Source organism: Sphaerisporangium sp. B11E5 (genome assembly GCF_039871875.1).
Classification (GTDB): domain Bacteria; phylum Actinomycetota; class Actinomycetes; order Streptosporangiales; family Streptosporangiaceae; genus Sphaerisporangium.
In genome coordinates this window covers 1-25,876 of record NZ_JBDPMD010000017.1, presented here as the reverse complement: position 1 = coordinate 25,876, position 25,876 = coordinate 1, and the positions used below count along the sequence as shown (strand labels likewise).

At 69.6% G+C, this 25,876-nt stretch carries 22 protein-coding genes and 1 pseudogene; 15 read left to right on the top strand and 8 right to left on the bottom strand.

All coding sequences use genetic code 11. The features are described 5' to 3' along the window. The first annotated feature begins 287 nt into the window (after nt 1-287). The 3 genes from ABGB17_RS17655 (at nt 288) to ABGB17_RS17645 (ending at nt 4,644) form a co-directional block, all read left to right on the top strand. Nucleotides 288-2,810 (top strand): DUF262 domain-containing protein, encoded by a 2,523-nt coding sequence (locus tag ABGB17_RS17655; protein WP_347630736.1) that lies wholly within the window; start codon nt 288-290, stop codon nt 2,808-2,810. A 137-nt stretch (nt 2,811-2,947) separates the two neighbouring features. Next, nucleotides 2,948-3,817, top strand: coding sequence for a hypothetical protein (locus ABGB17_RS17650; RefSeq protein ID WP_347630734.1), 870 nt, complete (start codon nt 2,948-2,950; stop codon nt 3,815-3,817). A gap of 245 nt (nt 3,818-4,062) precedes the next feature. Then, nucleotides 4,063-4,644 carry a superoxide dismutase family protein gene (locus ABGB17_RS17645; protein WP_347630732.1) on the top strand — a complete coding sequence of 194 codons (582 nt, stop codon included), beginning with the start codon at nt 4,063-4,065 and terminating at the stop codon, nt 4,642-4,644. 6 nt (nt 4,645-4,650) lie between these two features. On the opposite strand, the gene ABGB17_RS17640 is transcribed toward ABGB17_RS17645, so the two are convergent. Continuing rightward, nucleotides 4,651-6,189, bottom strand: coding sequence for a serine/threonine-protein kinase (locus ABGB17_RS17640; RefSeq protein ID WP_347630730.1), 1,539 nt, complete (start codon nt 6,187-6,189; stop codon nt 4,651-4,653). 365 nt (nt 6,190-6,554) lie between these two features. On the opposite strand from ABGB17_RS17640, the gene ABGB17_RS17635 reads away from it, so the two are divergent. After that, complete coding sequence (locus tag ABGB17_RS17635; RefSeq protein WP_347630728.1) at nt 6,555-7,136, top strand: hypothetical protein; 582 nt, start codon at nt 6,555-6,557, stop codon at nt 7,134-7,136. A 324-nt stretch (nt 7,137-7,460) separates the two neighbouring features. Further along, entirely contained in the window at nt 7,461-7,757 is a 297-nt protein-coding gene (locus ABGB17_RS17630; RefSeq protein WP_347630726.1) for a hypothetical protein, read from the top strand. Here ABGB17_RS17630 and ABGB17_RS17625 read toward each other — a convergent pair. Together ABGB17_RS17625 and ABGB17_RS17620 are read right to left on the bottom strand one after the other, a co-directional pair. Further along, nucleotides 7,754-8,425, bottom strand: a complete 672-nt coding sequence (locus ABGB17_RS17625; RefSeq protein WP_347630724.1) for a FadR/GntR family transcriptional regulator — start codon at nt 8,423-8,425, stop codon at nt 7,754-7,756. The genes ABGB17_RS17630 and ABGB17_RS17625 overlap by 4 nt on opposite strands. A 67-nt stretch (nt 8,426-8,492) precedes the next feature. After that, entirely contained in the window at nt 8,493-9,431 is a 939-nt protein-coding gene (locus ABGB17_RS17620) for a TetR/AcrR family transcriptional regulator C-terminal domain-containing protein (protein ID WP_347630722.1), read from the bottom strand. Between the two features lie 171 nt (nt 9,432-9,602). Here ABGB17_RS17620 and ABGB17_RS17615 point away from each other — a divergent pair, with 171 nt between their 5' ends. Then, the gene (locus ABGB17_RS17615) at nt 9,603-10,799 is read left to right on the top strand and encodes an FAD-dependent monooxygenase (protein WP_347630720.1); all 1,197 of its coding nucleotides are present in this window, start codon (nt 9,603-9,605) and stop codon (nt 10,797-10,799) included. A gap of 3 nt (nt 10,800-10,802) precedes the next feature. Here the strand turns inward: ABGB17_RS17615 and ABGB17_RS17610 are convergent, their stop codons facing one another. The 3 genes from ABGB17_RS17610 to ABGB17_RS17600 all read right to left on the bottom strand — a co-directional run bounded on the left by ABGB17_RS17610 (nt 10,803) and on the right by ABGB17_RS17600 (nt 13,719). Continuing rightward, entirely contained in the window at nt 10,803-11,819 is a 1,017-nt protein-coding gene (locus ABGB17_RS17610) for an MBL fold metallo-hydrolase (RefSeq protein WP_347630718.1), read from the bottom strand. Beyond that, nucleotides 11,816-12,973: a steroid 3-ketoacyl-CoA thiolase gene (locus ABGB17_RS17605; protein WP_347630716.1), complete on the bottom strand. Its 1,158-nt coding sequence runs from the start codon at nt 12,971-12,973 to the stop codon at nt 11,816-11,818. Before ABGB17_RS17605 ends, ABGB17_RS17610 begins: the two co-directional genes overlap by 4 nt. Before the next feature lie 83 nt (nt 12,974-13,056). Further along, on the bottom strand, nt 13,057-13,719 hold the full coding sequence (locus ABGB17_RS17600) for a TetR family transcriptional regulator (protein WP_347630714.1): 663 nt from the start codon (nt 13,717-13,719) through the stop codon (nt 13,057-13,059). Between the two features lie 180 nt (nt 13,720-13,899). Between ABGB17_RS17600 and ABGB17_RS17595 the strand changes: the two genes are divergently transcribed. Genes ABGB17_RS17595 through ABGB17_RS17575 form a run of 5 tightly spaced genes read left to right on the top strand, consistent with a single transcriptional unit; the run spans nt 13,900 to nt 18,676 of the window. Beyond that, a complete protein-coding gene (locus tag ABGB17_RS17595; RefSeq protein WP_347630712.1) occupies nt 13,900-14,961 on the top strand; it encodes an acyl-CoA dehydrogenase family protein in 1,062 nt (353 codons plus the stop codon). Further along, complete coding sequence (locus ABGB17_RS17590; RefSeq protein ID WP_347630710.1) at nt 14,955-16,109, top strand: acyl-CoA dehydrogenase family protein; 1,155 nt, start codon at nt 14,955-14,957, stop codon at nt 16,107-16,109. Before ABGB17_RS17595 ends, ABGB17_RS17590 begins: the two co-directional genes overlap by 7 nt. Before the next feature lie 13 nt (nt 16,110-16,122). Then, complete coding sequence (locus ABGB17_RS17585; RefSeq protein ID WP_347630708.1) at nt 16,123-17,076, top strand: bifunctional MaoC family dehydratase N-terminal/OB-fold nucleic acid binding domain-containing protein; 954 nt, start codon at nt 16,123-16,125, stop codon at nt 17,074-17,076. Further along, entirely contained in the window at nt 17,076-17,483 is a 408-nt protein-coding gene (locus ABGB17_RS17580; RefSeq protein ID WP_347630706.1) for a MaoC/PaaZ C-terminal domain-containing protein, read from the top strand. The genes ABGB17_RS17585 and ABGB17_RS17580 overlap by 1 nt, the downstream gene beginning before the upstream one ends. A 20-nt stretch (nt 17,484-17,503) precedes the next feature. Next, complete coding sequence (locus ABGB17_RS17575; RefSeq protein WP_347630704.1) at nt 17,504-18,676, top strand: lipid-transfer protein; 1,173 nt, start codon at nt 17,504-17,506, stop codon at nt 18,674-18,676. 15 nt (nt 18,677-18,691) lie between these two features. On the opposite strand, the gene ABGB17_RS17570 is transcribed toward ABGB17_RS17575, so the two are convergent. Next, complete coding sequence (locus ABGB17_RS17570) at nt 18,692-19,735, bottom strand: substrate-binding domain-containing protein (protein WP_347630702.1); 1,044 nt, start codon at nt 19,733-19,735, stop codon at nt 18,692-18,694. A 184-nt stretch (nt 19,736-19,919) separates the two neighbouring features. On the opposite strand from ABGB17_RS17570, the gene ABGB17_RS17565 reads away from it, so the two are divergent. From ABGB17_RS17565 to ABGB17_RS17550, 4 genes are all read left to right on the top strand, one after another. Continuing rightward, on the top strand, nt 19,920-21,242 hold the full coding sequence (locus tag ABGB17_RS17565; RefSeq protein WP_347630700.1) for a sugar ABC transporter substrate-binding protein: 1,323 nt from the start codon (nt 19,920-19,922) through the stop codon (nt 21,240-21,242). 53 nt (nt 21,243-21,295) lie between these two features. Next, complete coding sequence (locus tag ABGB17_RS17560) at nt 21,296-22,249, top strand: sugar ABC transporter permease (RefSeq protein ID WP_347630698.1); 954 nt, start codon at nt 21,296-21,298, stop codon at nt 22,247-22,249. A gap of 109 nt (nt 22,250-22,358) precedes the next feature. After that, a complete protein-coding gene (locus ABGB17_RS17555; protein ID WP_347630696.1) occupies nt 22,359-23,174 on the top strand; it encodes a carbohydrate ABC transporter permease in 816 nt (271 codons plus the stop codon). A gap of 52 nt (nt 23,175-23,226) precedes the next feature. Beyond that, nucleotides 23,227-24,864 (top strand): beta-xylosidase, encoded by a 1,638-nt coding sequence (locus ABGB17_RS17550; protein ID WP_347630695.1) that lies wholly within the window; start codon nt 23,227-23,229, stop codon nt 24,862-24,864. 58 nt (nt 24,865-24,922) lie between these two features. Here ABGB17_RS17550 and ABGB17_RS17545 read toward each other — a convergent pair. Then, nucleotides 24,923-25,876: pseudogene (locus tag ABGB17_RS17545) on the bottom strand (hypothetical protein); the annotation flags it as partial.

The following is a 25,876-nucleotide window of genomic DNA, read 5'->3' as shown; positions in this document are numbered from 1 at the left end:
CAAGCACACATAAAAGCGTCAGACCACCGGCCAGTGTCAAAATTGTCCTGCACAGATGTCCCACGAATGCGTCTCCTGAACTCGTTGTACAACTACAGCTCGTTTACGCTCCATATAACGCATAACGTGATGATTTATCTTCTGATCTTTGAAGAAGGCGGCCTGTGAGGTTTTCCGCGCTTCGACGGAACCGGTGCGTTTCCCCGGTGTTCCATTCGCCTCCGGCGACCGTTCGTGAGAGCATCATTGGCCTTCCGTGACTGGGGCGTTCCAGGAGGGCGGTCGTCGTGAAGGCCAACGAGACGACGTTGCGTGGGCTGATCGGTGGGGACAAGCAACTGCTCGTGCCGTTGTACCAGCGGCCGTACTCCTGGGAGCGGGGGCAGCTTGCCACGTTGTGGCGGGACATCGCGTTACAGGCTGAGCGGCTGGAGCACGGGAGGGACAACAGTCACTTTCTCGGGTCGGTGGTGCTGGCGCCGGGGCCGGACAACTCGCCGGAGAACTCGCAGTGGCTGGTGGTGGACGGGCAGCAGCGGCTGACCACGTTGATGGTGGCGTTGTGCGCGTTGCGGGACTACCAGATGACGGAGGATCCGCTGGCCCGGGACCGGGTCAACGAGACGCATCTGATCAACAGGTTCCGGCCGGGGGACATGCGGTACCGGTTGCTGCCCACGCAGGTGGACCGGCAGGCGTTCAAGGACTGTGTGGAAGGGCTGCCGTTCGGGGACACGACGAGCCTGATCGCGGGGGCGTACCGGTTCTTCCGCACCATGCTGACGGAGGTGGACGACCCGGCCGATCCGCATGACATCGCGCGGATCGAGAGCGTGGTGCTCAACCGGCTGAACCTCGTGCAGATCGTGGTGGAGGGGGACGACAACGCGTTCCGGATCTTCGAGTCCATCAACAACACGGGGATGCGGCTCAGCCAGGTCGACCTGATCAGGAACTACGTCTTCATGCACCTGCCCACCATGGGGCAGTTCGTGTACGACACCTACTGGCTGCCCATGCAGCACATGCTCGGCGCCAAGGGGATGGATCAGCTCATGTACCTCGCGCTCGTCCTCGACCGCGGGGACGAGGCGCAGTACAACGACACCTATCGGGGGCATCAGGAGCTGCTTCGCGAGGCGACCTCGGACCGGGCCCGCATGGAGGAGCGCGTCGAGGCGTACGTCAAGGACCTGGCCCGGCGGGCGCGGTACCTGCGGCGCATGCTGGAACCGGCCGGGAACTCCGAGATCGACGCGCGGTTGCGGTTCCTCAACGACTGGAAGGGCAACACCGCCTACCCGGTCGTCATGCGGCTGCTGGAGTTGCACGACGCCGGCGCGGCGACGGAGGAGGAGGTCGTCGAGGCGCAGCGCTACATCGAGAGTTTCCTGGTCCGCCGGCTGGTGGGAGGGGTCACCACCGGCAGCCTGAACAGGATCTTCATGCGGCTGACGCCGGAGCTGACCGAGGACGCGCCGGTGGCCGACGTCGTCCGTCGGGGCCTTTCCCCAGCTCGGCTGTACTGGTCACCGGACGAGCAGTTCCGGGCCGACATCCGCAACCGGGCGTTCTACTGGCAGGGGCGGGCCGCGCAGCAGAAACTCGTGCTGCGCCGGCTGGAGGAGTCGTTCGGCGGCAAGGAGCCGGTCGAGCTGTCCGACAAGAGGATCACCATCGAGCACGTGCTGCCGCAGAGCCTGACGGACGAGTGGCGGGAGATGCTGGCGCAGGAAGGGGACGCCGACCGGCTGCACAAGGAGCTCGTGCACACACTGGGCAACCTCACGCTCAGCGGCTACAACTCCGAGCTGAGCAACATCCCCTTCGCCGAGAAACGCGACCTGCTGCGGCACAGCGGGATCACCATGAACCAGGACATCGCCCGGCAGGAGCGGTGGAGCAGGGCGGAGATCCAGGCCCGCGCCGACGAACTGGCCTCCCGGGCGATCGGCATCTGGCCGGGCCCGGTGGACGCCGGCCCGGCCGGCCCGTCCCGGGACTGGACGTTGCTGCACTCGGCGCTCGCGGCGCTGCCCCCGGGAACCTGGACGACGTACGGGGACCTGGCGGAGCTGATCGGCTCCCACGCCGTCCCCGTCGGCGCCCATCTGTCCGGCACGCGGGTGTTCAACGCCCACCGGGTGCTCAACGCGGCCGGTCAGGTCGCCGAGAGGTTCCGCTGGCCGGATGAGCACGACGACCGCGACGTCCGTGACGTCCTGCGTGCCGAGGGGGTACGGCTGAACCCGGCGAACCGTGCCGACCCCGCGCAGCGGATCTCGGCGCGCGAGCTTGCGGAGCTGCTGGAGCTTCCCATGGCCGTGGATCTCACCGAGGCGGAGCTCGCCGGGGACGACGGGACACCGGTCGGCGAACACGAGCAGCGCTTCTTCCAGCAACTCGGTGACGAGCAAGGACCGCAGACGGCCGGCGCGGTGTCGCGGCTGCTGGACTGGTGGCGCGGCCGTGGCGGCGAGGTGCAGTTCGGCCGTTCGGCGTCCGCCTCCTGCGCCCCCGTCGTCAAGCGGGGCAAGGAGATGCTGGCCTTCGTCCGCTTCTACACCAGAACAGTGGAGGTGCCGTTCGCCACGCTGAAGCGACGCCCCCCGTTCGTCGATCCCCTGTTGCGTGACGAGCTGCGGCGGCGGCTCAACGAGGCACCCGGCATCGACCTACCGGCGGCCAAACTGGAGCTTTACCCGTCTTTCCCGATCGACCTGATGGCGGACGAGGCCGTCTGGGACGTGGTGATCGCCGTGCTCGACTGGTGCGCCGGGCGGGCCGCTGACGAGGCGGGCCCTGGCTGAGGACGCACCGCCACCGGCGTCGTGGATCGACGGCTGGCATCTCGCCCCCGTGTTGTCGCCAAGCCCTGGTCGCTGAACCCGAAGCGATCTCACTGTTTACGGTAAGTGTTTGATCGTGTACTGGTAGTGTTCTGGTCATGCCGACCCGGGAACACCAGATCTGGCTCGAACTCATCAGGGAACGCCCGTCACTGGCCGCTGACCTGCTGGGTTGCGTCTGCCCCGATGTCGTCCCCGCATACCATCAGGCGCGGGTCGAATCGGGCGAGCTGGCCGACCACAAGCCGACGGAGTATCGCGCCGACACCGTCGTGAGCCTGCTCGCCGGCCAGACCCCCATCCTCTCCGTGATTGTGGAGGTCCAGCGCCGTGAAGACATGACGAAGCCCTGGAGCTGGCCCGCCTACCTGGCCACCCTGCGTGCTCGGATGCGATGCCCGGTGGTCCTGCTGGTGATCACTCCGAACGCCCCCGTCGCCGGTTGGTGCCGGCGTCCGATATCCCTGGGCCATCCCGGCTCGGTGCTCCGGCCGCTCGTCCTCGGCCCTGACGAGATCCCCCTCATCACCGATCCCCGTCAAGCCGAGACCAACCCCGAACTCTCCGTCCTCTCCGCGCTGACCCATGCCGACAGTCCTCACGGAGAAAAAGTCCTGGCAGCGATGCTCGACGCGTTCGAGCACATCGATCCCGACCAGGCCGGGAGTTATATTGATGAAGTCCTGGCGATGCTTCCCGCAGCAGCCCGGCACGTCCTGGAGGCGATGATGAGCACCGGCACTCGCGAGTGGAAAAGCGACTTCGCCCGTCGCCTGTACGGCCAGGGCGAAGCCGAGGGCGAGGCCAAAGGTGAGGCGAAGATGCTTCTGGCGGTGCTGTCCGCTCGAGGGTTCGCGGTGTGCGACGAGACGCGCGCCCGCGTCTTCGCGTGTACTGACCTGGACCAGTTGGAGGCGTGGGGCCGTCGTGCCGCCAACGCCGTAACGATTGAGGAAGTCTTCGACTGACCCAGATCGTCCAGCCGTGGAGAAACTGCTGCGATAGTAAATATTCCGCCGGTTGGGGCGATATCTCGCTAAAGGCGGCTGTTTGTCGCTCGTCGCAGCCTGGCCGAGTGATTCGGCTGCCGGTCGTTGCCATGTCGTGGTTGTCTATGCCTTGTGGAAATTTCACCACGGATATCTCTGTCATATCCGGTTAATCGGGCATATGACAATTCAGTTGGCGGTGGCTGGACGAAGGAGATGCGATCATGGCGGTGCGCGCGGGGGTCGTGGCTCTGCTGGTGCCTCTCGGCCTGCTCACGGGGGCGTCCGGCGGGTGGGCCCAAGGGGGGCCGGCCGTGGACGAGCGGGAGATAGTGCTGGCGGTGGGGCGGTTCGAGCCTTACGCGCAAGGGCGGGAGGCTATTACGTATGACCAGAAGCTGGTGCCGGTGAACGCGGCGGCGGCGGTCGCTTATGTGCCCGGTGCGGATGGGCGGATGCAAGTGATGCTCCGGACGCGGGGGCTGGTGCCCAATCGCCAGTACGGGGCGCACGCGCATACGAACCAGTGCGGGGCCAGAGGAGACGACGCGGGGCCGCACTATCAGCACATGAAGGATCCGAAGAGTCCTTCGACCGATCCCAAGTACGCCAATCCGCGGAACGAGATCTGGCTGGACTTCACGACGGACGCGCAGGGGAACGGGGTCGCCAAGGCGGTGCAGGCGTGGCGGTTCACCGATCGGCAGGCGAAGTCGGTGGTGATCCATGCCGAGCACACCCATACCGGTGCCGGGCACGCCGGGCAGGCGGGGGCGCGGCTGGCGTGTCTCACCGTCCCCTTCTGAGCGTCGTCAGCTCGTCCGGACGGCGGTGCCGGAGTAGCGGGGGGTCGTCTCGCCCTGCCGGATCACCTGGAAGGTGAGCTGGTCCTGGCCGGTTCTGGTCAGGGTCAGGGTGCCGGGGTGACAGGGGGTGCCGGCGACCTCGGTCAGACGGTACGTGGCCGTGGATTCGGTGGTGGTGGCGCTGTGGAGGGTGCCTGAGCAGTGGAGGGTGAGGCCCCAGCGCATGGTGCCGGGGGCGCCCTCGGGGAGGTCGATCTCGACGGGGAAGACCTGGCGGGCCGTGGGGTGCGCGGCGGTGCCGGTCCACTTGCCGGCGAACAGGGCGGGCGGGGTGACCAGGTGGCCGGTCATGCCGAGCCACAGGGCGGCCCCCGCCGTGCCGGCGACCAGGAGGGCCAGCGCCGCCACGCGGGCGGCCCAGCGTGGCCTGCGGCGGCGCGGTGGCCCGGGGTGGGTCTCCAGGGTGTCGGGCGGGGACGGCGGCGAGAGGTCTCCGTCGCCGGGTTCCTCCTGTTCCAGGCGGAAGGTGAGCGTCGGAGGGTCGTCGTGCTCGCCGGTCTGGCGGTCGAAGGGCAGGGTGGCGGCTTCCTCGACGTGGGTGGCGGGGGTCTGCACGAGGTCGGCGAGAGAGGGTTTCTGTGCCGCCAGTGACGCGCCGGCTTCCAGGACCTCGCCTCCGGGGAGTTCGACGTCCGCGGTGGGGCGTCTCTCCGCCGAGAGCGGAGCCGGGGCGGAGGACGTACGGCGGGCGATGAGGTAGCGGAGGACCTCTTCGGCGGTGGGGCGGTCGTCCGGGTCGGGTTTGAGGCATTCCTCGACGAGTTCGCGCAGCGGGCCGGACAGCGGGTCCAGGTCGGGCTCGCCGAACAGGATGCGGCCGAACACCGCTTCCAGGGACGCCGCGGCGTACGCGTGCCGGCCGCTGGCCGTGAAGGCCACGGTGAGTGCCCATCCGAACATGTCGGCCGCGGGCCCGGCGCGCTCGCCCTTGAGCAGCTCGGGCGAGATGTACGCCGGCGTGCCGACCGGCAGCCGTCCCGTGGTGGTGGCCGTGTCCATCAGCCGCGAGATCCCGAAGTCGATGACCCGCGGCCCGTCCATGCCCAGCAGCACGTTCCCCGGCTTGAAGTCCCGGTGCACCACCCCCGCCCCGTGAATGGCCGCCAGCGCCGTGGCCGTCCCCACCGCGATCCGCTCCATCGCCCCACCGATCCGGGGCCCTTCCGTCGTCACATACCGCTGCAGCGACACCCCTTCGACGTACTCGCTGACGATGTACGGCCGATCCCCGTAAAGATCCGCGTCCAGCACCTGCGCCGTACAGAACGGCGCGACCCGCCGCACCGCCTCCACTTCCCCCACGAACCTCCGCCGCGCCCGCTCGTCGTCCAGCCGCGACCGCATCAGCTTCACCGCGACACGAGCGTCTCCCTCGGTCACCCCGAGGAACACGGTCCCCTGCCCACCCTCCCCGAGCCGCCCGATCAGCCGATACTCACCCAGCCGCTCGGGGTCCTCTCCCGAAAGCGACTCCACCTCCGACATGTGCACATCCCTACCACATCGCCCCCTCCTGACAGGATCTCTCACCGAAGCGGGTGGTACGCCGTGGAGAGGGCCGGCGCGTCGGGGTGGCCGTCTCCACTCCGCTTGTTATTGAACGTTCTCATTGTCGCGTATCCGGCGAAGCCGAAAACTGTTCGTCATATATGGGGACGGATATCGCGTCCAGCTTCAGGTGATATTTTCGTTACCCAGGGCGATGCTTTTGCCGGGCGATGTCGCTGACCAGCGAGAACCCCGGTCACCGGCGATCCGGGAAGTGGTGTCCACGCGGACATTCCTTCCCGATCTGGGGTAGTAAGGATTTAACTGTTTTTACTTTTTCCCGGAGTTCCGGGGGAGGCGCGATGCCCACGAGGACGCATCTTGTCAAACTCGCGCAGACGCTGCGGCAGCGCCTGGGCGGGCAGCCTTACCTGACCATCGACCGCGGCGAAGTGACCGCGTTGTTGCGTGACATCTCCGGGGAACCCACGACGAGGATCAAAGCCGTCATGGGCGCGGACCTCGAAAGGGCGCTCCTGGAGCAGGGGGTCCGCTGCTTTCCCGAGTTGAGCCGCACCACGGCTCAGGACACCCTGCGGCTCTTCCACGCCGGTGAGGTGCTGGCCTGGTTCATCGACATGCTGCTCTACCCCGACCCCGACACCGACAACCAGTTGAACGTCGTGATGCGGATGTTGCAGCAGGGCGCGCCGGTGGAGCTCACCCCCACGGCGCCGCCCGTCGACGTGCAGGACACGGTGCCCGGCCGGCCGGAGATCACGGTGCCCGTCCGGCCCGAGACGCGGAGGCAGCCGGAGCCGCGCTGGGAGGAAGGCCATCAGCCGGTGGGGTTCACGGGTTCGCGGTTCGAACGGCCGCCGCGGCCGAGGAAGCCCCCGCCCAAGGCGACCGCGCAGGTCGTCCCGCAGGACGAACGACCTTAGCGTTCCCCGACACAAGCAGCACGCCGGCCCGCGTGGCACCCACGTGAATCACGCGGCGCCGTCGATGCGAACATCCCCGATGAACCGGCCACCCCCTCCTTCGGCGATTCCGCCGCCAAGCAAGAGATCGCTGAACTCAGGGGTGGCCCTTCAGACCTCAACTCGGAAGAGGTCCGAAGTGTCCATTTCGACTGTGCAATCGGAATCGGTACCGCCGCAAGCGGAAGGGGTAACAATATCCCTTCCAAAGGCAGGTGAACCTCACCCGGCGGGCCGGCCCGTCCACGCGCGGCCTCCCGCCGGGTCCGCGACCGGTGGCGCGCCATGAGCCGGCCGCCGGACCGCGAGCCGCCGGGAAACGCCGGCACGACGATGGTGAACGGCGCCACGGGATATGTCCGGGCGCTCGGGTTCGGCGCCGCCGGCCTCGGCGGGCCCGCTCTGGCATGGCTGGCGCACCCGTTGATGGGCGCGGTGCTCGTCGGCGCGGAAAGCTGCCTCGCGCTCACCGTGGCCGCCGCGGCGTTGTTCGGATCCGAAGTGATCAGCGAACGGGCGTTCCGGCTGCTGCGCTGGATCGCCAACCGGCCCGAGCCGTCCGGACGGCCCAGGAGGCGCTAGAGCGCGCGGCGCAGCCATTCCTCCACGCCGGAGATGTGGACGGTGGCCCAGCTCCGGGCGATCTCCGGTTGGTGGGTGGCGATGGCGTCGTAGATGGCGAGGTGCTGCTCCTGGGTTTTGAGGGTGGCCCCCTCCTGGGTGAGGCCGCGCCAGATCCTCGCTCTCGCGGTGGGGGCGGAAAGGCTCTCGATCAGCGATGCGAGGACGGTGTTGCCGGAGCCCACGGCTATCCGCTGGTGGAATTCGAGGTCGTTGGCGACCAGTTCCTCGATGGTGGGGTTGGCGGGGAGGGCGTCGAGGATGCCTTTCAGGTCTTCTACGTCCTCGGGGGTCATGCTGGTGGCGGCCATGGCGGTGGCGGCGGGCTCCAGGATGCGGCGGACCTGGAAGAACTCCAGCACGGTGTCGTCGCGGTGGAAGTCGACGACGAAGGAGAGGGCGTCCAGGAGGAGGCGGGGTTCGAGGCTGGTGACGTAGGTGCCGTCGCCCTGGCGGACGTCGAGGACGTTGATCAGGGAGAGGGCGCGGACGGCCTCGCGCAGGGAGTTGCGGGAGAGGCCGAGGCGTTCCGCGAGGTCGGCCTCCTTGGGCAGCCGGGCACCGGGGGCCAGCTCGCCGGAGACGATCATCCCCTTGATCTTGTCGATCGCGGCGTCGGTGACCGCCACCTGCACATCACCCCATGTGGAGAACTACGTCACGACACAAACATCCGATGTCTTGGAGTGTAGGGGATCACTGTGACGAAGGTGTGAAACGTTTGTCCTGCGGGGTGCCGCGCAGGACCTCCAGGCCGTCGAGCAGGCGGGCCAGGCCGAACTCGAAGAGTTTGTCCAGGTCGAAATCGAAGTCGGTCTGGAGAAGGGACGCCACGGCGTTCGCGCCGCCGAGCGACGCGAACTCCCGCTCGTGGGACTCCATCCACTCGTCGCTGGTCATCCCGGTCTCGCGTTCCGCCTCCGCCTCCGGTTCCAGGGCGGTGGCGAGGCCGCGGGCGTAGCTGAACAGCATGATGTGGACGTACATGCGCTCCTCGGGGGCGAGATCGGTCCCGTCGAACGCGGTGAGCGCCCATTCGGTGTGGTTGAGGGCGTGGGGGGCCGGCTGGGGGCGGGTCAGGGACATCACGGGGGCCAGCCAGGGGTGGCGGCGGAAGAGGCGCCACTGCAGGCGGGTGCTGAGTTCGAGGCGGGCGCGCCAGCCGTCCGGGCGGGTGGCGGGGAACGGCTCCTCGCCGAGCGCGGCGTCGATCATGAACAGGACGAGGTCGTCCTTGCTCGGGACGTGCCGGTACAGCGACATCGTGGCGACACCCAGGGCCGTGGCGACGCGCCGCATGGACACCTCGGCCATGCCCTCGGTGTCGGCGATGGCGATGGCGGCCCGCACGACACGGTCCCGGGTGAGGTCGGCGGTGTCGCGCGCCTGCGGGGACTTGGCGGGGCGGCGGGCGGGAGAGCCGGCGACGACCGTGCCTATCCCGGGGTGGACGGCGGTGAGGCCGTCCTGGCGCAGGGCGGCGAGGGCCTTGATGGCGGTCGCGATCGCCACACCCCAGTCCCGGGTGATCTGGCGCGCCGAGGGGATCCGGTCGCCGGGGCTGAGCTCGCCGGAGGCGATGCGGCGGCGGAGCTCGTCGGCGATGCGGAGGTAGGGCGGAGCGGGGTCGGTCATGTGGCCTCCTGGGTCACGTACTAGTACACCAGAGGGCGCCGCCCGACGTCGGCCGCCTGGTGTACTAGTACTCCTGAGCGTGGTTCACGCTAGATATTGCCGGATTTCCCTGGAGCAATGTAGCGTGTACACGCTGACGCGTACGGCGTACAGCGAACTAGGGGGTGTTTCGTGAGGAGCAAGAGTGTGCTCGTCTCCGGTGCCGGCATAGCCGGGCCGGCGCTGGCCTTCTGGCTGAGGCGGTACGGGTTCGCGGTGACGGTCGTGGAGCGGGCGCCGGGGGTGCGGGCGGGCGGGCACGCGGTCGACCTTCGCGGGGTGGCGCGCGACGTGGCCGAGTGGATGGGGATCATGCCCGAGGTGCGGCGGCACCAGGTCGACGAGCGGGGCTTCGCCTTCGTGGACCGCGACGGCCGCCGCACCGCGACGATGCCCGCGGACGCGTTCGGCGGCGAGGGGATCGTCGCCGAGATCGAGATCATGCGCGGAGACCTGGGGCGCATCCTGCACGACGCCACGCGCGACGACACCGTGTACGTGTTCGGCGACCGGATCACGGCCCTCACCCAGAGGGACGACGGCGTCGAGGTGGTCTTCGCGAACGGCGCGCCGCGCCGGTTCGACCTGGTGGTGGGTGCCGACGGGGTGCGCTCCGCGGTCCGCGGGCTCGCCTTCGGGCCGGAGGAGCGCTACGTCCGCCACCTCGGCGCGTACACGGCGTACTTCACCGTGCCGGACCCGGGCGATCTGGACAACTGGTTCCTGATGTACAACGCCCCCGGCGGGCTGGTGGCCGGCATAAGGCCCGAGCGGGGCGGCACGGCGAAGGCGTCCCTCGCCTTCACCTCCCCGCCGCTGCACCACGACCGGCTCGACGTGCGCGAACAGCAGCGCGTCCTGGCCGAGAAGATGGCCGGCGCGGGCTGGCGGGTCCCCGCGCTGCTCGAAGCGATGCCGGACGCGCCCGACTTCTACTTCGACGCGATCTGCCAGGTGCACGTGGACCGCTGGTGGCGGGGGCGGGTCGCGCTGCTGGGCGACGCCGGCTACTGCGGCTCACCGCTGGCGGGCCTCGGCACCAGCATGTCGCTCGTCGGGGCGTACGTCCTCGCGGGCGAGCTGGCGTCCACTCCGGAGGACCACGAGGCCGCGTTCGCCCGGTACCAGGACGAGATGCGTGACTACGTCGCCCGCTGCGTGCGGCTGCCGCCCGGTGGTGTCAACGGGTTCGCCCCCCGCTCCCAGTTGATGATCTCGCTGCGCGGCCTGTCGATGCGCATGATGACCCGCGGGCCGATGCGGCGCCTGATGGCCGGGCAGTTCCATAAATCGGACGGCATCGTGCTGAAGGAGTACGCGGGCCGGTGACCGTCACGGCGCGGAGAACCGCACGGGGTCGCCGGGGTGGCGCCGGGCGTGCCCGCGGCACTCCAGCGTGCGCAGGTGGGCGGCGGCCTCGCCCGCGGCCAGGCCGCGCTGGATCGGGTACAGCTCGGCCCACGGGCGGTTCCACGTCATCTTCTCGGCGATCTGCCAGATGCTGTGAGGAGCGGGGGCCAGATCGGCGAGGAGGGCCCGCAGGGAGTCCAGTTTGGCTTCGTGGTGGGCGTGGATCTCGGCGGCGCGGGACGCGACGCCGGTGAAGGTCCACTCGTGGGCGGGCAGCGCCTCGGTGGTGGTGAAGGCGGAGAGGCGGTCCAGCGAGGCGAGGAAGTCGGCGAGAGGGTCGGTGTCGGAGCGGTCGTACGGATATATGCCGATGTGGGGGGTGATGCCGGGCAGCACGTGGTCGCCGGTGAACAGGCGGTCGGTGTCCTCCAGGTGGAGGCACAGGTGGCCGGGGGTGTGGCCGGGCGTCCAGATGGCGCGCAGCGCGCGGCCGGGGAGGTCGATGAGGTCGTCGTCGTGCAGTTCCACGTCGGGCTGGGCGGGCGGGATGGGCCGTTCGGCGGTGACCATGGCCTCGGCGTCCGCCCCGGCGCCCGCCCGTCGCATCATCTCGACCTGCAGATGTCGCCCGTCGTCGCCGGCGAGCCGCCGGTACTGGCGGATCAGGTCGGCGTCGGCCTGGTGCATGGCGATCCAGCCGCCGCACTCCTCCCGCACCCGGCCCGCGAGCCCCGCGTGGTCGGGGTGGTAGTGGGTGACGACGACGCCGCGCAGGTCGCTCATCCGTACGCCGACGGCCGACAACCCGTCGCGCAGGGCCGTCCAGGCGTCCTCGTGGTTCCACCCCGCGTCGATCAGCACGATGCCGCCCGGCGACTCGACGGCGTACACCAGCGTGTACCCGAGCGGGTTGCCGGGGATCGGGACGGGGACGCTCCACACCCCGCCGCCGAGGTCGGCGGGGCGCTGGTCGCTGTACGGGCGGCGGCGGGTCTTCACGCGCGCTCGAGGACGGTGGCGGTGGCGAGCGCGCCGCCGGCGCACATGGTCACCAGGGCCGTGGCGGAGCCGGACCTCTCCAGCTCGTGCAGGGCCGTGGTGACCAGCCGGGCGCCGGTGGCCCCGACCGGGTGGCCGAGCGCGATGGCGCCGCCGTTGACGTTGACCCGGTCGAAGTCGGGTTCGTGCACCGAGCTCCACGACAGCACGATCGACGCGAACGCCTCGTTCACCTCGAACAGGTCGATGTCACTGATCTTCATGCCGGTCGCGTTCAGCACCTTCGCGGTCGCGTCCACCGGCCCGTCCAGGTGGTAGTACGGCTCGGACCCCACCAGCGCCTGCCCGAGGATGCGGGCCCGCGGCCGGAGGCCGTGCCGGCCGGCGGCGGCCTCGCTCATCAGCAGCACGGCCGCGGCGCCGTCGGAGATCTGCGACGAGGTGCCCGCCGTGTGCAGCCCCTCCGGCCCGAGAACAGGTTTCAGCCGAGCCAGCCCTTCCACGGTCGTCTCGCGCAGCCCTTGGTCCCGCAGCACGGTACGCGACTCCCCGGCCGGCCCGTCCGGCCCGAGCACGGGCGCGGTGACCGGGATGATCTCGCGCTCGAACCGCCCGTCCGCCCACGCCTCGGCGGCGAGCCGCTGCGAGCGCGCCCCGAAGGCGTCCAGCCGCTCCCGGGTGAGCCCGCGCCGCCGCGCGATGCGCTCGGCGGCGGTGAACTGGTCGGGCAGGTCGATGGCCCAGTCGTCGGGCCGCGGGTCCGCGGGCAGCACGTTGCTGCCGAGCGGCTGCCGGCTCATCACCTCGACCCCGCAGGCGACCCCGACCTCGATGACCCCGGCCTGGATCAGTGCCGCCACCAGGTGAACGGCCTGCTGGGACGACCCGCACTGGGCGTCCACCGTGGTGACCCCCGCCTGGTGGGGCAGCCCCGCGTACAGCCAGGCGTGCCGCCCGACGTGCCCGCCCTGCTCGCCCGCCTGGGTGACGCAGCCGGCGAAGACCTGCTCGACGGCGGACGGGTCGAGGCCCGACCGGGTGACGACGCCGTTCATGGCCGCGGCGAGCAGCGCCTGGGGCTTGACCCCGGCCAGCACGCCGCCCCGCTTGCCGATCGGGGTGCGGACGGCCTCGACGATCACCGGTGCGCCCATGCGGCTCCCTCCACGGTCGGAGTCGAACATTGTTCTGGCCCAGACAGTAACGGGTTACAGTTCGGGCGGGAACCCCTGCCGTGTCAGGAGGCGAAGTCGGCGAGCAGCCGCTCGGCCACGATCTCGATGCGCTGCTGGATCTGCTCGTACGTGCGCCGCCCGCGGAGCATCTCAAGGAGCTCCTGCACCCACACCCCGGCCACGGAGCTGGCCAGCGTGAACTGCACCTCGTCGGCGGACTCCGCGGTGAGCCCGGACACCCGCAGCAGCAGCCCGGCCATGCGGTCGCCGAACGGCGTCTCGACCTCGGCCATGATCAGCGACCGGATCAGCGCGTCGGCCAGCTCGGGCTCGCGCATCAGCCCCCGGGTGGCCCGCATCAGCACGTCCACCGCGCGGCCCGCCGGGGTGGCGGCGCGCGGCGGGCGCCGCTCGATGCTGTTCTCCAGCAGGTCGATCTCCTCGCTGACCACCGCGACGACGAGGTCCATCTTGGACGGGAAGTAGCGGTACAGCGTGCCGAGCGCCACCCCGGCGCGTTCGGCGACCGTGCGCATCTGCATGGCCTCGACGCCGCCCCGCGAGGCGAGGGCCGCGGCGGCCTGGATGATGCGCTTGCGGCGCTGGTGCTGGCTGCGCGTGCGGACGCCCGAGGCGACGTGGCCGGGCGTGGCCGGATGGGCCGGGGCCGGGTCGGGACGGGACGGGGGCGCGGCGGTCGCCGTGCCGGCATGCGAGGGACGCATGAGAACACGTTACCGGATTAATCGCAGGTAAGCCTTGTTACCGACCGGTCAACATTGAATGCCATTCTTCCATGTCGTTTGTGTTGCGCGCAGGTATCCCCGGCGATCTTCAGGGCTTGGCTATGGACATGGAATAGAATGTGTTCTAGTTTGCGGCTGACACGCTCAAGGGGGTGCTCGATGGATTTCACCCTGGACGAGACCCAGGCGGAGCTGCGTGGCCTCGCCGCGGGCCTGTTCGGCCGCGAGACGACGGGCGAGCCGTACGACACCGCGCTGTGGGCCGCGACGGCCAAGGCGGGCCTGGTCGGCGCCTGCCTGCCCGAGGAGTCCGGCGGCGCCGGCCTCGGGGCGGTCGAGATGGCGGTCATCCTGCGCGAGGCCGGGGCGCACGTCGCGCCGGTGCCCCTGCAGGACGCCCTGGTGGCGGGCATGGTGGTCGGCAGGCACGGCTCGGCGGCGCAGCGCGGGGCCCTGGCGCGCCTGGCCGAGGGCGAGATCGTGCTCACCGCCGCCCCCCTGGAGCCCGGGCGGAGCCTCGGCGCCGAGCCCCGTACGGTCGCACGCGAGGACGGGGACGGCTGGGTGCTGACCGGCCGCAAGAGCATGGTGGGCTTCGCCGCCGAGTCCGACGCGATCCTGGTGCCCGCCCGCACCGAGGCCGGTGTGGGCCTGTTCCTGGTGCGCCCGCGGGAGGCCGCCGTCCACCCGGTGCCCGCCGCCACCGGCGAGCCGGCCGCCGCGCTGATTCTGGAGGACACCCCCGGCGACCCGGTCGGCGCGGACGACGGCGCCGCGTTCGCCCTGCTGCGCCTGCTCTCCCTGACCGCGATCACCGCGACCGCCTCCGGCGTGCTCGCCGGTGCCCTGGAGCTGACGACCCGCCACATCAGGACCCGCAAGCAGTTCGACCGCGTGCTCGCCGAGTTCCAGGCCGTCACCGTGCAGATCGCGGACGTCTACATCGCCGGGCGGGCCCTGGACGTCGCCGTCTGGTCCGGCGCCTGGCGCGTGGACCAGGGCATGGACGCCGAGGCCGAGATCGACCTGTCGGTGGCCGCGCACACCGTCGCCGACGCCGGCCTGCTCGCCCTGTACACCTGCCAGCACCTGCACGGCGGCCTCGGCCTGGACGTGACCTACCCCTTGCACCGTTACTTCGCCTGGGGCAAACACCGGGCCCACCTGCTCGGCGGCGTGGAGGCCCGGCTGGACGCGATCGGAGAGCTGGTCCGATGCTGATCGACCTCACCCCCGGCCAGAAGCGGCTCCGCGACGAGCTGCGCGACTACTTCGCCACCTGCCTCACCCCGGCCGACCGGGAACGGCTGGCCGGCGACCCGTTCGGCGAGGCGTACATCGAGCACTGCCGCAAGCTCGGCCGGGACGGCAAGCTCGGCCTCGGCTGGCCCAAGGAGTACGGCGGCGCCGGCCTCGGCCCCCTGGAACAGCAGATCTTCGCCAACGAGATCGCGCGGGCCGAGGTGCCGTACCCGATCATCACGCTGCAGACGGTCGGCCCCACGCTCATGCAGTACGGCACGCCCGAGCAGAAGGAGTACTTCCTTCCTCGCATCCTCGCCGGCGAGTGCCACTTCGCCATCGGCTACAGCGAACCGGGGGCGGGCACCGACCTCGCCTCGCTGCGCACCACGGCCGTCCGGGACGGCGACCACTACATCGTGAACGGCCAGAAGATCTTCACCTCGGGCGCCCACCACGCCCAGTACATCTGGCTGGCCGCCCGCACCGACCCCGACGCCAAGAAGCACCGCGGCATCTCCATGCTGATCGTGGACACCGCCGACCCCGGCTTCTCGTGGACGCCGATCATCACCATGGACGGCCGCCACCACACCAACTCCACGTACTACAGCGACGTGCGGGTGCCGGTCGACATGCTGGTGGGGGAGGAGAACAAGGGCTGGGACCTCATCGTCAACCAGCTCAACCACGAACGGGTCACCCTCGGCCCCGCCGGCAACATCGCCCGCGTACGCGACCGGTTCGCCGAGTGGGCGCGCCGCACCGGCGCCATCGAGGAGCCCGCCGTACGCCGCGCCCTCGGTCGTGTGCACGCCTACTTCCGCACCAACGAGCTGCTGAACTGGCAGGTCGCGGCCGGCATGGACCTCGGCTGGCTGGGGGCCCCCGACGCCTCCGCCACCAAGATCTACGGCTCGGAGCGCATGCAGGACGTCGGCAGGATCGTCGGCGAGACGGTGGCCAGGTACGGCGACCCGGCCGACCCGGAGACCGCCGCGTTCATGGAGTCCCTGGACCACGGGGTCAAGGGGGCGATCGTGCTGACCTTCGGCGGGGGAGTGAACGAGGTGCAGCGCGAGCTGATCGCGATGCTGGGCCTGCGACTGCCCCGGCCGCCACGCTGAGGAGGGGAACCCGGTGACCACGACGGCGGGATCGGACGTCCACGAACGGCTGACGGCACTGGCCGAACGGCAGATCGCCGCGGGGGAGGTACGCGGCGCCGCCGCGGTGGACACGGTGAACCTGCCGATGATCCGCCACTGGGTGGACGCGATGGGCGACGCCAACCCGGTGTACACCGACGCGGATCTGGCCGCCGGCACGGTGCACGGGGAGATCGTGGCGCCCCCCGCGATGATCCAGGTGTGGACGATGGCCGGCGTCAAGGGCGAGATGGGCCCGGGACCGATCACTCCCGTGCTGGACATGCTGGACGCCGAAGGTTTCACCGGGGTCGTCGCCACGAACTGCGAGCAGACCTACCACCGCTACCTGCGCCTCGGCGAGCGAGTGGAGCCGTCCACCCGGCTGACCGGCCTGTCGGGCCCGAAGACCACCGCGCTCGGCGCCGGCTACTTCGTCACCTGGATGATCACCTGGTACGTCAGCGAGGAACCGGTCGCCGAGATGATGTTCCGGGTATTGAAGTTCCGCCCGTGGGAGGAGAAACCAGCACCCGGGAAGCGCGACCCTTATCCTCTGCGCCCCGCCGTCAACCGGGACACCGCGTTCTTCTGGGAAGGTGCGACAGAGGGCGAACTAAGGATCCAGAAGTGCGGCGACTGCGGCAAGTTGCGGCACCCGCCCGGCCCGTTCTGCCCTTCCTGCCGCTCGCTCAACCGCACGTACGTCGTGGCGGCCGGGGCGGGCGAGGTGTTCAGTTTCGTCGTGCACCACAACCCGCCGGTGCCCGGTCCGCGTGCGCCTTTCGTGGTCGCGGTCGTCGCGCTGCCAGAAGGCGTGCGAATTGTCGGAAATATCATTGACTGTCCACCGGAACAGGTCACGATCGGAATGCCGGTACAGGTGACGTACCGCGACATGGACGACGACCTGACCCTGCCGATGTGGGCGCCCCGGGAGGTCTGATGCGCACCCTGACCGAAGCGGAGATCAGGATCGGCGCCACGCTGCCGCCGATGAGCGTCGACCTGACCCCCACCACCGTGATCGCCACCGCCCTGGCCACCATGGACTTCACCCCCGTGCACCACGACGTCGCGGGCGCCAGGGCCCAGGGCTCCAAGGACATCTTCCTCAACATCCTCACCACCATGGGCCTGGTCGAGCGGTACGTCACCGACTGGTCCGGCCCGCAGACCCTGATCCGCGGCATCAACGTACGGCTCGGCGTCCCCGCGTACGCCGGCGACGTACTGAACTTCACCGGCACGGTCGTCTCCCGCGAGGACGGCGACTTCACCGTCGAGGTCCGCGGCACCGTCAGCCTCGGCGACCACGCCACCGGCACCGTACGGTTCCGCCTCCCCCACTGACCCCTCTCGAAAGGCGTTCGATGGAGTCACTCTCCGGCCGCACCGCGATCGCGGGCATCGGCGCGACCGAGTTCTCCAAGGAGTCAGGCCGCACCGAGCTCCAACTCGCCGCCGAGGCCGTGCACGCCGCCCTTGACGACGCCGGCCTGACCCCCGCCGACGTCGACGGAATGGTGACCTTCACCCAGGACGCCAACCAGGAGATCGCCGTGGCCCGGGAGACCGGCGTCGGCGACCTGAGGTTCTTCTCCCGCGTCGAGTACGGCGGCGGCGCCGCCTGCGGCACCGTGATGCACGCCGCCATGGCCGTAGCCACCGGCGCCGCCTCCACAGTGGTCTGCTACCGCGCCTTCAACGAACGCTCCGGCCGCAGATTCGGCCAGCCCAACGCCGGCCTGGGCGGCGAACCGTCCTCCCTCGGCGTCGAGATGAGCTGGCACGTCCCCTACGGCCTGATGACCCCCGCCGCCTGGGTGGCCATGTTCGCCCGCCGCTACATGCACGTCTACGGCGCCACGTCCGAGGACTTCGGCCGGGTGGCCGTGGCCATGCGCCGCCACGCCTCGACGAACCCGGCCGCCTGGTTCCACGGCCGCCCCATCACCCTGGAAGACCACCAACGTTCCAAATGGATCGTCGAGCCGCTGCACCTGCTGGACTGCTGCCAGGAAAGCGACGGCGCCGTGGCCCTGGTGGTCACGTCCGCAGACCGCGCTCGCGACCTGCGCCGTTCCCCAGCGGTCATCGCCGCCGCCGCCCAGGGCTCGGGCACCGGCCAGATGATGATGACCAGCTTCTACCGGGACGACATGACCGGCCTCCCGGAAATGGGAGTAGTAGGAACCCAACTCTGGTCCATGTCCGGCATGTCGCCGGCCGACATCCAAACCGCCATCCTCTACGACCATTTCACCCCGTTCGTCCTCTGCCAACTGGAAGAACTGGGCTTCTGCCGACGAGGGGAAGCCAAGGACTACATAGCCGACGGCGCCATTGAACTGGACGGCCACCTCCCGGTGAACCCCAACGGCGGCCAGTTGGGCGAGGCCTACATCCACGGCATGAACGGCATCGCGGAAGCCGTCCGCCAGATAAGAGGCACCTCGGCCAACCAGATCTCCGGCACCCGGAACGTGCTGGTGACCGCCGGTACCGGCGTCCCCACCAGCGGCCTGATCCTGACCGCCGACTGACCCCGCCTGGGCACGTCAGGCCCGTGGGACGGGTCCCGTCGAGTCGCGGACGCTGAGGGTCGTCGCCAGTTGAAGGTGCCGGGAGGCGGGCTGGACGCCGTCCACCATGCCGAGCACGGTCTCGACGGCCATCCGGCCCATGCCGACGAGAGGCTGCCGGACGGACGTGAGCCGGGGCGCGGTCCACTGGGTCTGCGGTGTGTCGTCGAACCCGGTGACCGACAACTCGCCGGGAACGGCGATGTGGAGCTCCTTGGCGGCGGCGAGGGCACCGACGGCGATCTCGTCGTTGCCCGCGACGATCGCGGTCGGCCGCTCGTCGAGCGTCAGGATGTCACGGGCGTGCCGGAGTCCCGCCTCGACGGAGAACGCCTCGTGGCGGATCAGTGTGCGGTCCGGCGTGATGCCGGCCGAATCGAGCGCGGCCTGGTACCCGTGGAAACGTTCCCCCGAGGGGGCGGAGCCCGGTGGCCCGCCGATCCAGGCGATCCTGCGGTGACCGAGCTTGATGAGGTGCTCGGTCGCCGAGCGACCGCCCGCCCAGTTGGTGGAGCCGATGCTGACGACACGTGATTCTGTCGTGTCGATCGGGTCGATCGCCACGACGGGCACCTCCAGATCCTCCGCGGCGAGGAGCACCGAGTCGGGCACGGCGACGGCGAGCGCGATGACACCGACGACACCGGACGCCTTCTGCTCCGCCATCCAGGCGCGGGCCGCCGTGCGGCTCGTGCTGATCGGCTCGTCGGGCGACAGATGGAGCAGGAGCTCGGCCTGCGCGGAGGTGGCGGCCACGAGTATCCCTTGGAGCACCGTCCCGGCGTAACGGGACTCCACGATGTCGAGCACGGTGACGAGGGTCCGGTCCCGCGTCCGCTCGTGCCGCGCCGCCGTCGGCTTGTAGCCGATCTCGGCCATGACTCCGAGGACACGCTCGCGCGTGTTCACCCCCACGTCGCTGCGCCCGTTGAGGACCTTCGAGGCGGTCGTCGCGGAGACGCCGGCGAGGCGGGCGACGTCGGCCAGGGTGGCTCGCTCGGAACGACCGCGCCGTGGCATCAAGGCTCCCTTCAGGGCTCCGAAATTATTTCGAAACCTATCACGGATCTTCCCCGGGTTGCCGCCGGGTTTTCCGGCCGGTCTGACCGTTGACACGGGACAAATGCCCCATCTAGTGTCCTGGAGGTAACGAACAAGTTGCGAAAGATTTTCGAAACACCCCTCAGGACGAGAGGAGAGGCTCATGCGGCTCTCCCAGAAGGTAAGGCTGCTTTCCGCGGCACTCGTTCCGATGTTCGCGCTGGCCGCGTGCTCGGGTGGCGCGGGCGGGGGCGGCGGCGCGGCCGGAAGCGGCGGGGGCGACGCGCCGGTGAAGCTCAAGGTCTGGAGCTGGGACGGCACCGTCGCGCGCGCCGTTCCCGGGTTCCAGGCCGCGAACCCGAACATCAAGGTCGAGGTCGTCAACGCGGGGTCGTCCCAGGACGAGTACAAGGCGCTCGACAACGCCATCCAGGCCGGTTCGGGGGTACCCGACGTCGTGATGTTCGAGTATTTCGCCGTGCCCTACTTCGCCATTCCCGGCAAGCTCGCCGACCTCGGCGAGTTCGGCGTCCAGAACCTCAAGAACGACTACGTCCAGGCCGCATGGAACGACGTGACGGTCAACGGCAAGGTCTACGCGCTGCCGTCCGACTACGGGCCGTCGGCGATGTTCTACAACGCGGCCACGTTCAAGAAGGCCGGCATCGACAAGCCCCCCGCCACGTGGGACGAGTACTACGAGGCCGCCAAGAAGATCCGCGCGCTCGGCGACGACTACTACATCGCTCAGGACACGGGCGACATCTTCTTCCTCCTCTCGCTCATCTGGCAGGCCGGCGGCCGCCCGTTCAAGGTGGACGGCACCAAGGTGCACATCGACTTCACGGACCCGGGCACGACCAAGGCGGTCACCTTCTGGCAGAAGATGCTCGACGAGGGCCTGGTCAACACCAAGATCACGGGCTGGTCCGACGACTGGAACCGGGCGCTCAACGACGGAACCCTCGCCACCCAGACCATGGGCGGCTGGCTGACCTCGACGCTGCCCGAGCGCGCGCCGAAGGCCGCCGGTGACTTCAAGGTCGCCCTGATGCCGCAGTGGACGCAGGGCGACAAGGTCGGGTCGGCGAACGGCGGAAGCTCCTTCGGCATCCCGGCCGCGTCCGAGCACAAGGAGGCGGCCTTCAAGTTCCTCGAGTACTTCGCGCACGGCGGCGGTCTCTCGTCCCGCGTCGACGCGGGTGCCTTCGTGCCGAACACGTCGGTGCTGGACAGCGAGGAGTTCCGGAGCAAGGCCAACGAGTACTTCGGCGACCAGAAGGTCGGCGCCGTGCTGGCCGAGGCCTCGGAGATCGTGGGGATCGGCTGGCAGTACCCGCCGTTCTTCGAGTGGGCCCGCTCGATCTACGGCGACATCGCGTCACCGTTCTACACCTCGGGCAAGGGCTCGCTCGCCGAGATCCTCCAGCAGTGGAAGCAGCGCTGCGTCCAGTACGGCAACGAGCAGGGCTTCGAGGTGGACTAGCGGTCCCCCAGGGAAGCGAGACGGGCCACGCGATGGATCGGAAGGAAAACGGCATGGACCTGGCACGTCAGATCGACGTCACCCCCGCGGCCATGGCGTCGCCTGACACGGCACAGGATCCGGCGCCGGCTCCCCGGCGCCGGAGGTCACAGACCGGGCTGGCGTTCATCGCGCCCTTCGGCGCGCTGTTCGCGCTCGTGTTCATCCTTCCGATCCTGTACGCCGCCTATCTCAGCTTCTTCCAGGAGAAGCTCATCGGGGGCACCACGTTCGTCGGACTGGCCAACTACGCCAAGCTGGTCCAGGACCCCCAGTTCTGGGACGGGGTGGGACGCGTCATCTGGTTCACCCTCATCCAGGTGCCGATCATGTTGTTCTTCGCCATGGCGCTGGCGCTGGCGCTGGACTCCATGCGTGTGCACGGCGCCAGGTTCACGCGGGCGACGATCTTCCTGCCTTACGCCGTGCCGGCGATCGTGTCGACCCTCATGTGGGGATTCATGCTGGGCGTCAAGTACGGCCTGTTCGGCAGCCTCAACGACGCGCTCGGCACGGACATCGACCCCTTCACCCCCGACACCACGCTGATCTCCATCGGGGTGATGGTGACGTGGGCGTTCACCGGGTTCAACATGCTCATCTTCTACGCCGCGCTCAAAGCCGTCCCGCGCGAACTGTACGAGGCGGCCGCGATCGACGGGGCGAACGAGTTCCAGGTGATCCGCGCGATCAAACTGCCGGCGATCCGCGGATCCCTGGTGGTCACGATCATCTTCTCGATCATCGGTACGTTCCAGATGTTCAACGAACCGCAGATCCTGCCCTCGATGGTGGCCAACAGCGGCGTCACCACGTACTACACGCCGAACCTGTACGCGTACAACCTGGCGTTCACCGGGTCCCAGCAGGGGTACGCGGCAGCCCTCGCGCTCGTCATGGCGGCGATCACGATCGCCGTCGCCTACGCCGTCCAGATCAGAGGGATCAGGAATGCATCCGACCAGTAGCCCGCGAGCCGAGGGAGGGAAAGCCTCCCGCACGCCGATCCGTCATCCCGGTCCCGGCCGGCGGCTCCACACGGTGGAGAACCCCCGCAAGAGCAAGACCCTCACCGTGATGACAGGCTTGTTCACCCTGTACTGCCTGCTGCCGCTCGTGTGGCTGGTCGTCAACGCCACCAAGTCGCAGGCCGACTTCGTGTCGTCGTTCGGGCTCGCCCCCGGTCGCGAGTTCGCCCTGTGGGACAACATCGTGCAGGTGTTCACCTACCAGGACGGGATCTTCTCCCGGTGGCTGCTCAACACCCTTCTCTACGTCGTCGTAGGGGCGACCGTGTCCACCTTCCTGGCCGCCCTCGGCGGGTACGCCCTGGCGAAGCTCGACTTCACGGGCAAGCGGGTGTTCCTCTTCGTCGTCCTCGGGTCGATCTCGGTCCCCGGTATCGCGCTGGCGATCCCGCAGTTCCTGATGTTCGCGCAGCTCGGCCTGACCAACACCCCGTGGGCGATCCTCATCCCGTCCTTCATCAACCCGTTCGGGCTGTACCTGATGTGGGTGTTCACGGCCGAAGCCGTGCCGACCGGCTTGCTGGAAGCCGCGAAGATCGACGGCGCCGGGGAGTTCAGGACCTTCCTGCAGATCGCGACCCCGTTGCTCGCGCCGGCGGGCGTGACGGTCCTGCTCTTCTCTTTCGTATCGATCTGGAACAACTACTTCCTGCCGTTGATCATGATCAAGGATCCCGCGTGGTATCCGCTGACCGTTGGGATCAACCAGTGGAACAAGCTGGGCTCGACGGCAGGGAACGGCGCCCTCATCCAGAATCTCGTGATCACGTCCGCGCTGCTGACGATAGTCCCGTTGATCATCGCTTTCCTCGGCCTGCAACGGTACTGGCAGTCGGGCCTGTCGCTGGGCGCCGTCAAGGGCTAGCGGCGGCCCGATTCCCATCCGCGAACAATCCTGAGGAGAAGTGAGATCGACCATGACGAGCGACGGTGTGCTGGAACCCCGGTTGCGGATCGACGGCAAGGTGTGCGAGGAGAGTGCGCTTCCGCACGTCTGGGCCACGTGTATCGGCGCGGGGCGGGCGAACGAAGCACTGCGCGCGGACTGGCAGCGGCAATTCACGGAGGTCGTCTCCGCGTTCGGCGTCAAGTACGTCCGCTTTCACGGCGTCTTTCACGATGACATGTTCGTGTACCGGGAGAGTTACGGTGGCGGTTTCGGCCCGGACACGCCCCTTGCCTCGCCGGTGTACACGTTCAGTTATGTGGATAAAGTATTCGACTTCATTCTGGACTGCGGCGCCCGCCCGTTCGTCGAGCTGGGCTTCATGCCGCGCGAGCTGGCGACGGAGACCGAGACGGTGTTCTGGTGGGGCGCTCACTGCAGCCCGCCCAAGGACATGGCGCGCTGGGTGGAGCTCGTCACGAGGTCGGTCGAGCACTGGATCGACCGGTACGGCCTCGACGAGGTGCGGGAGTGGCGATTCGAGGTGTGGAACGAACCGAACCTGGTTCCCCACTTCTGGACCGGGACGAAGACCGAGTACTTCGAGCTCTACCGCCGGACCGTGACGGCGATCAAGAACATCGATCCCGCGTTGAAGGTCGGCGGCCCCGCGACGAGCGTCTTCGTGCCCGACGACCGCTACAAGGGCGAGACCGAGGACCGCTCCGCGATGCGCGAGACGGCCGCCGCGTCCGACGTGGACGCACTCGACTGGCGCCCGGTGTGGATCGAGGACTTCATCGCCTGGTGCGCGGAGCGCGAACTCCCGGTCGACTTCGTCTCGGCCCACCTGTACCCCACCGACTTCGCGTTCGGCGCCGACGGCGAAGCGGTGCAGATCACCCGGTACGCCGACGCGACGTTCGACGACCTGACCCTCCTCGGCAAGCTCATGAGGAACAGCGCGTATCCCGACGCGGAGATCCACATCTCGGAGTGGTCGACGTCCCCCTCGGCCCGCGACTTCATCCACGACACACCGTTCGCGGCGACCTACATCACGCGGGCCTTCCTGCAGTGCGCCACCCTGGCCGACTCGATCTCCTACTGGACCTTCACGGACGTGTTCGAGGAGGGAGGCGCCGGCATCGGGCCGTTTCACGGCGGGTTCGGCCTCGTCAACGAGAACGGCGTCCACAAGCCCACGTTCCACGCGTTCGCGATGCTGGGACGGCTCGGCGACCGGCTGCTCCTCGGGACGCCCCACGGCGTCGTGACCCGCGACAGCAGGACGTCGGCCCTGTCGGCGGTGTTCTTCAACTACCCCGAGGACATGGCCACGCGAGGTGTCGGCTCACATGACTCGTACCCGGCGGCACGCGCGCTGGCCGGCAAGGGACCGAGCCGCAGGATCCAGCACTCGATCAGCGGGCTGGAGCCGGGCACCGTTCTGCTCGTCGAGATCATGGACTGGGAGCACGGCAACGCCGCCGAGGCCTGGTACGCGCTCGGGTCCCCCCTCAACCTGTCCCGGGCCGAGAACGAGCACCTGAGCGCGGTCGCCGACTCGCTCCTCAGGTTCACGCTGACCGTGCCCGCCACCGGTGTGCTGGACCTCGACGTCGAACTCACGCCGTGGGCGGTGATGTCGCTGAGGCAGGCGACCTGACCGCACGACACCGCTCGCCGGTCGGTGGCGCCGTCGAGCGGTGGATCGCCGTCGCAGGTCAGGGAGTGACGATCGTGGGGACCGCGAAGAACACCGCCATGGCGATGGCGACGCACACGAGGAAACCGACCAGTTCCCACAGCCAGTCGTAGTGGTGCTCGCCGATCTTGATCGGCTTGGGGCGCTTGTGCTGGCGGGCCTGGCGGGGGCGGGGACCCATGTTCCCGCGTGACGATCTGGCCGGACGTGGTGTCCTGGCGTGCTCCACCGGCGCGGCGGTGGCCTCGGCGGACGTCTCAGAGGTGGAGGTCTCCTCAGCGTCCGGGGCGGGGACGGTCACCGCGTCCGCCGGGTCCGCCGCGGGGGCCAGGACAGGGATCGGGTCCGCGTCCGTCACCGGCTCCCGTGCGGGCGTGGTGTCGAGGAGGTCCGTGGTGTCCTGGACGGGTGTCACGTCCTCGGCGGGTGTGGTGGCCCCGGCCGGCTCCAGGCCGGGAGCGGGGGGGAAGGGGGCCACCTTGCGGTCAGGGCGCGGGGTCTTGCGCTCGCGTGGGGACGTGGTGCCGGTGACGGCCGCGGTGTCCGCGGCGGTGTCCAGGACGGGGGCCGCCGGCGGGGACGTGTCGGTGGGGGATGGGGACAGGGTGGGGGGCACCGCGGTCATCGGCTTGGGCAGCGGCTTGCCCAGAGCCAGGAGCCGGCGGCGCTGGCGGGACGGCGGGGATGCCGGCCGGCGGGGGGCCGCGTCGCGGACCTTGGGGAGCGGCTCGGTGGTCGCCTCGTGCCGGGACCTGCGGCCGGGGACGGGCGGGGTGAGCTCCATGGCCGGCGCGGAGTCGGGCTCGCCGGACGGGGCCGCGTGGCCGGAGGGGTCCGGGGCGCCGGACGGGGCTCCGTGGCCGGAGGGGTCCGAAGCGCCGGACGGCCCCTGGCCGGTGGCGGGGCCGTGGCGGGGCGGCAGCTTCTTGGTGGGGAAGACGCCGGTGGTGGTGCGGGGGTCGGGGGCCGCGAG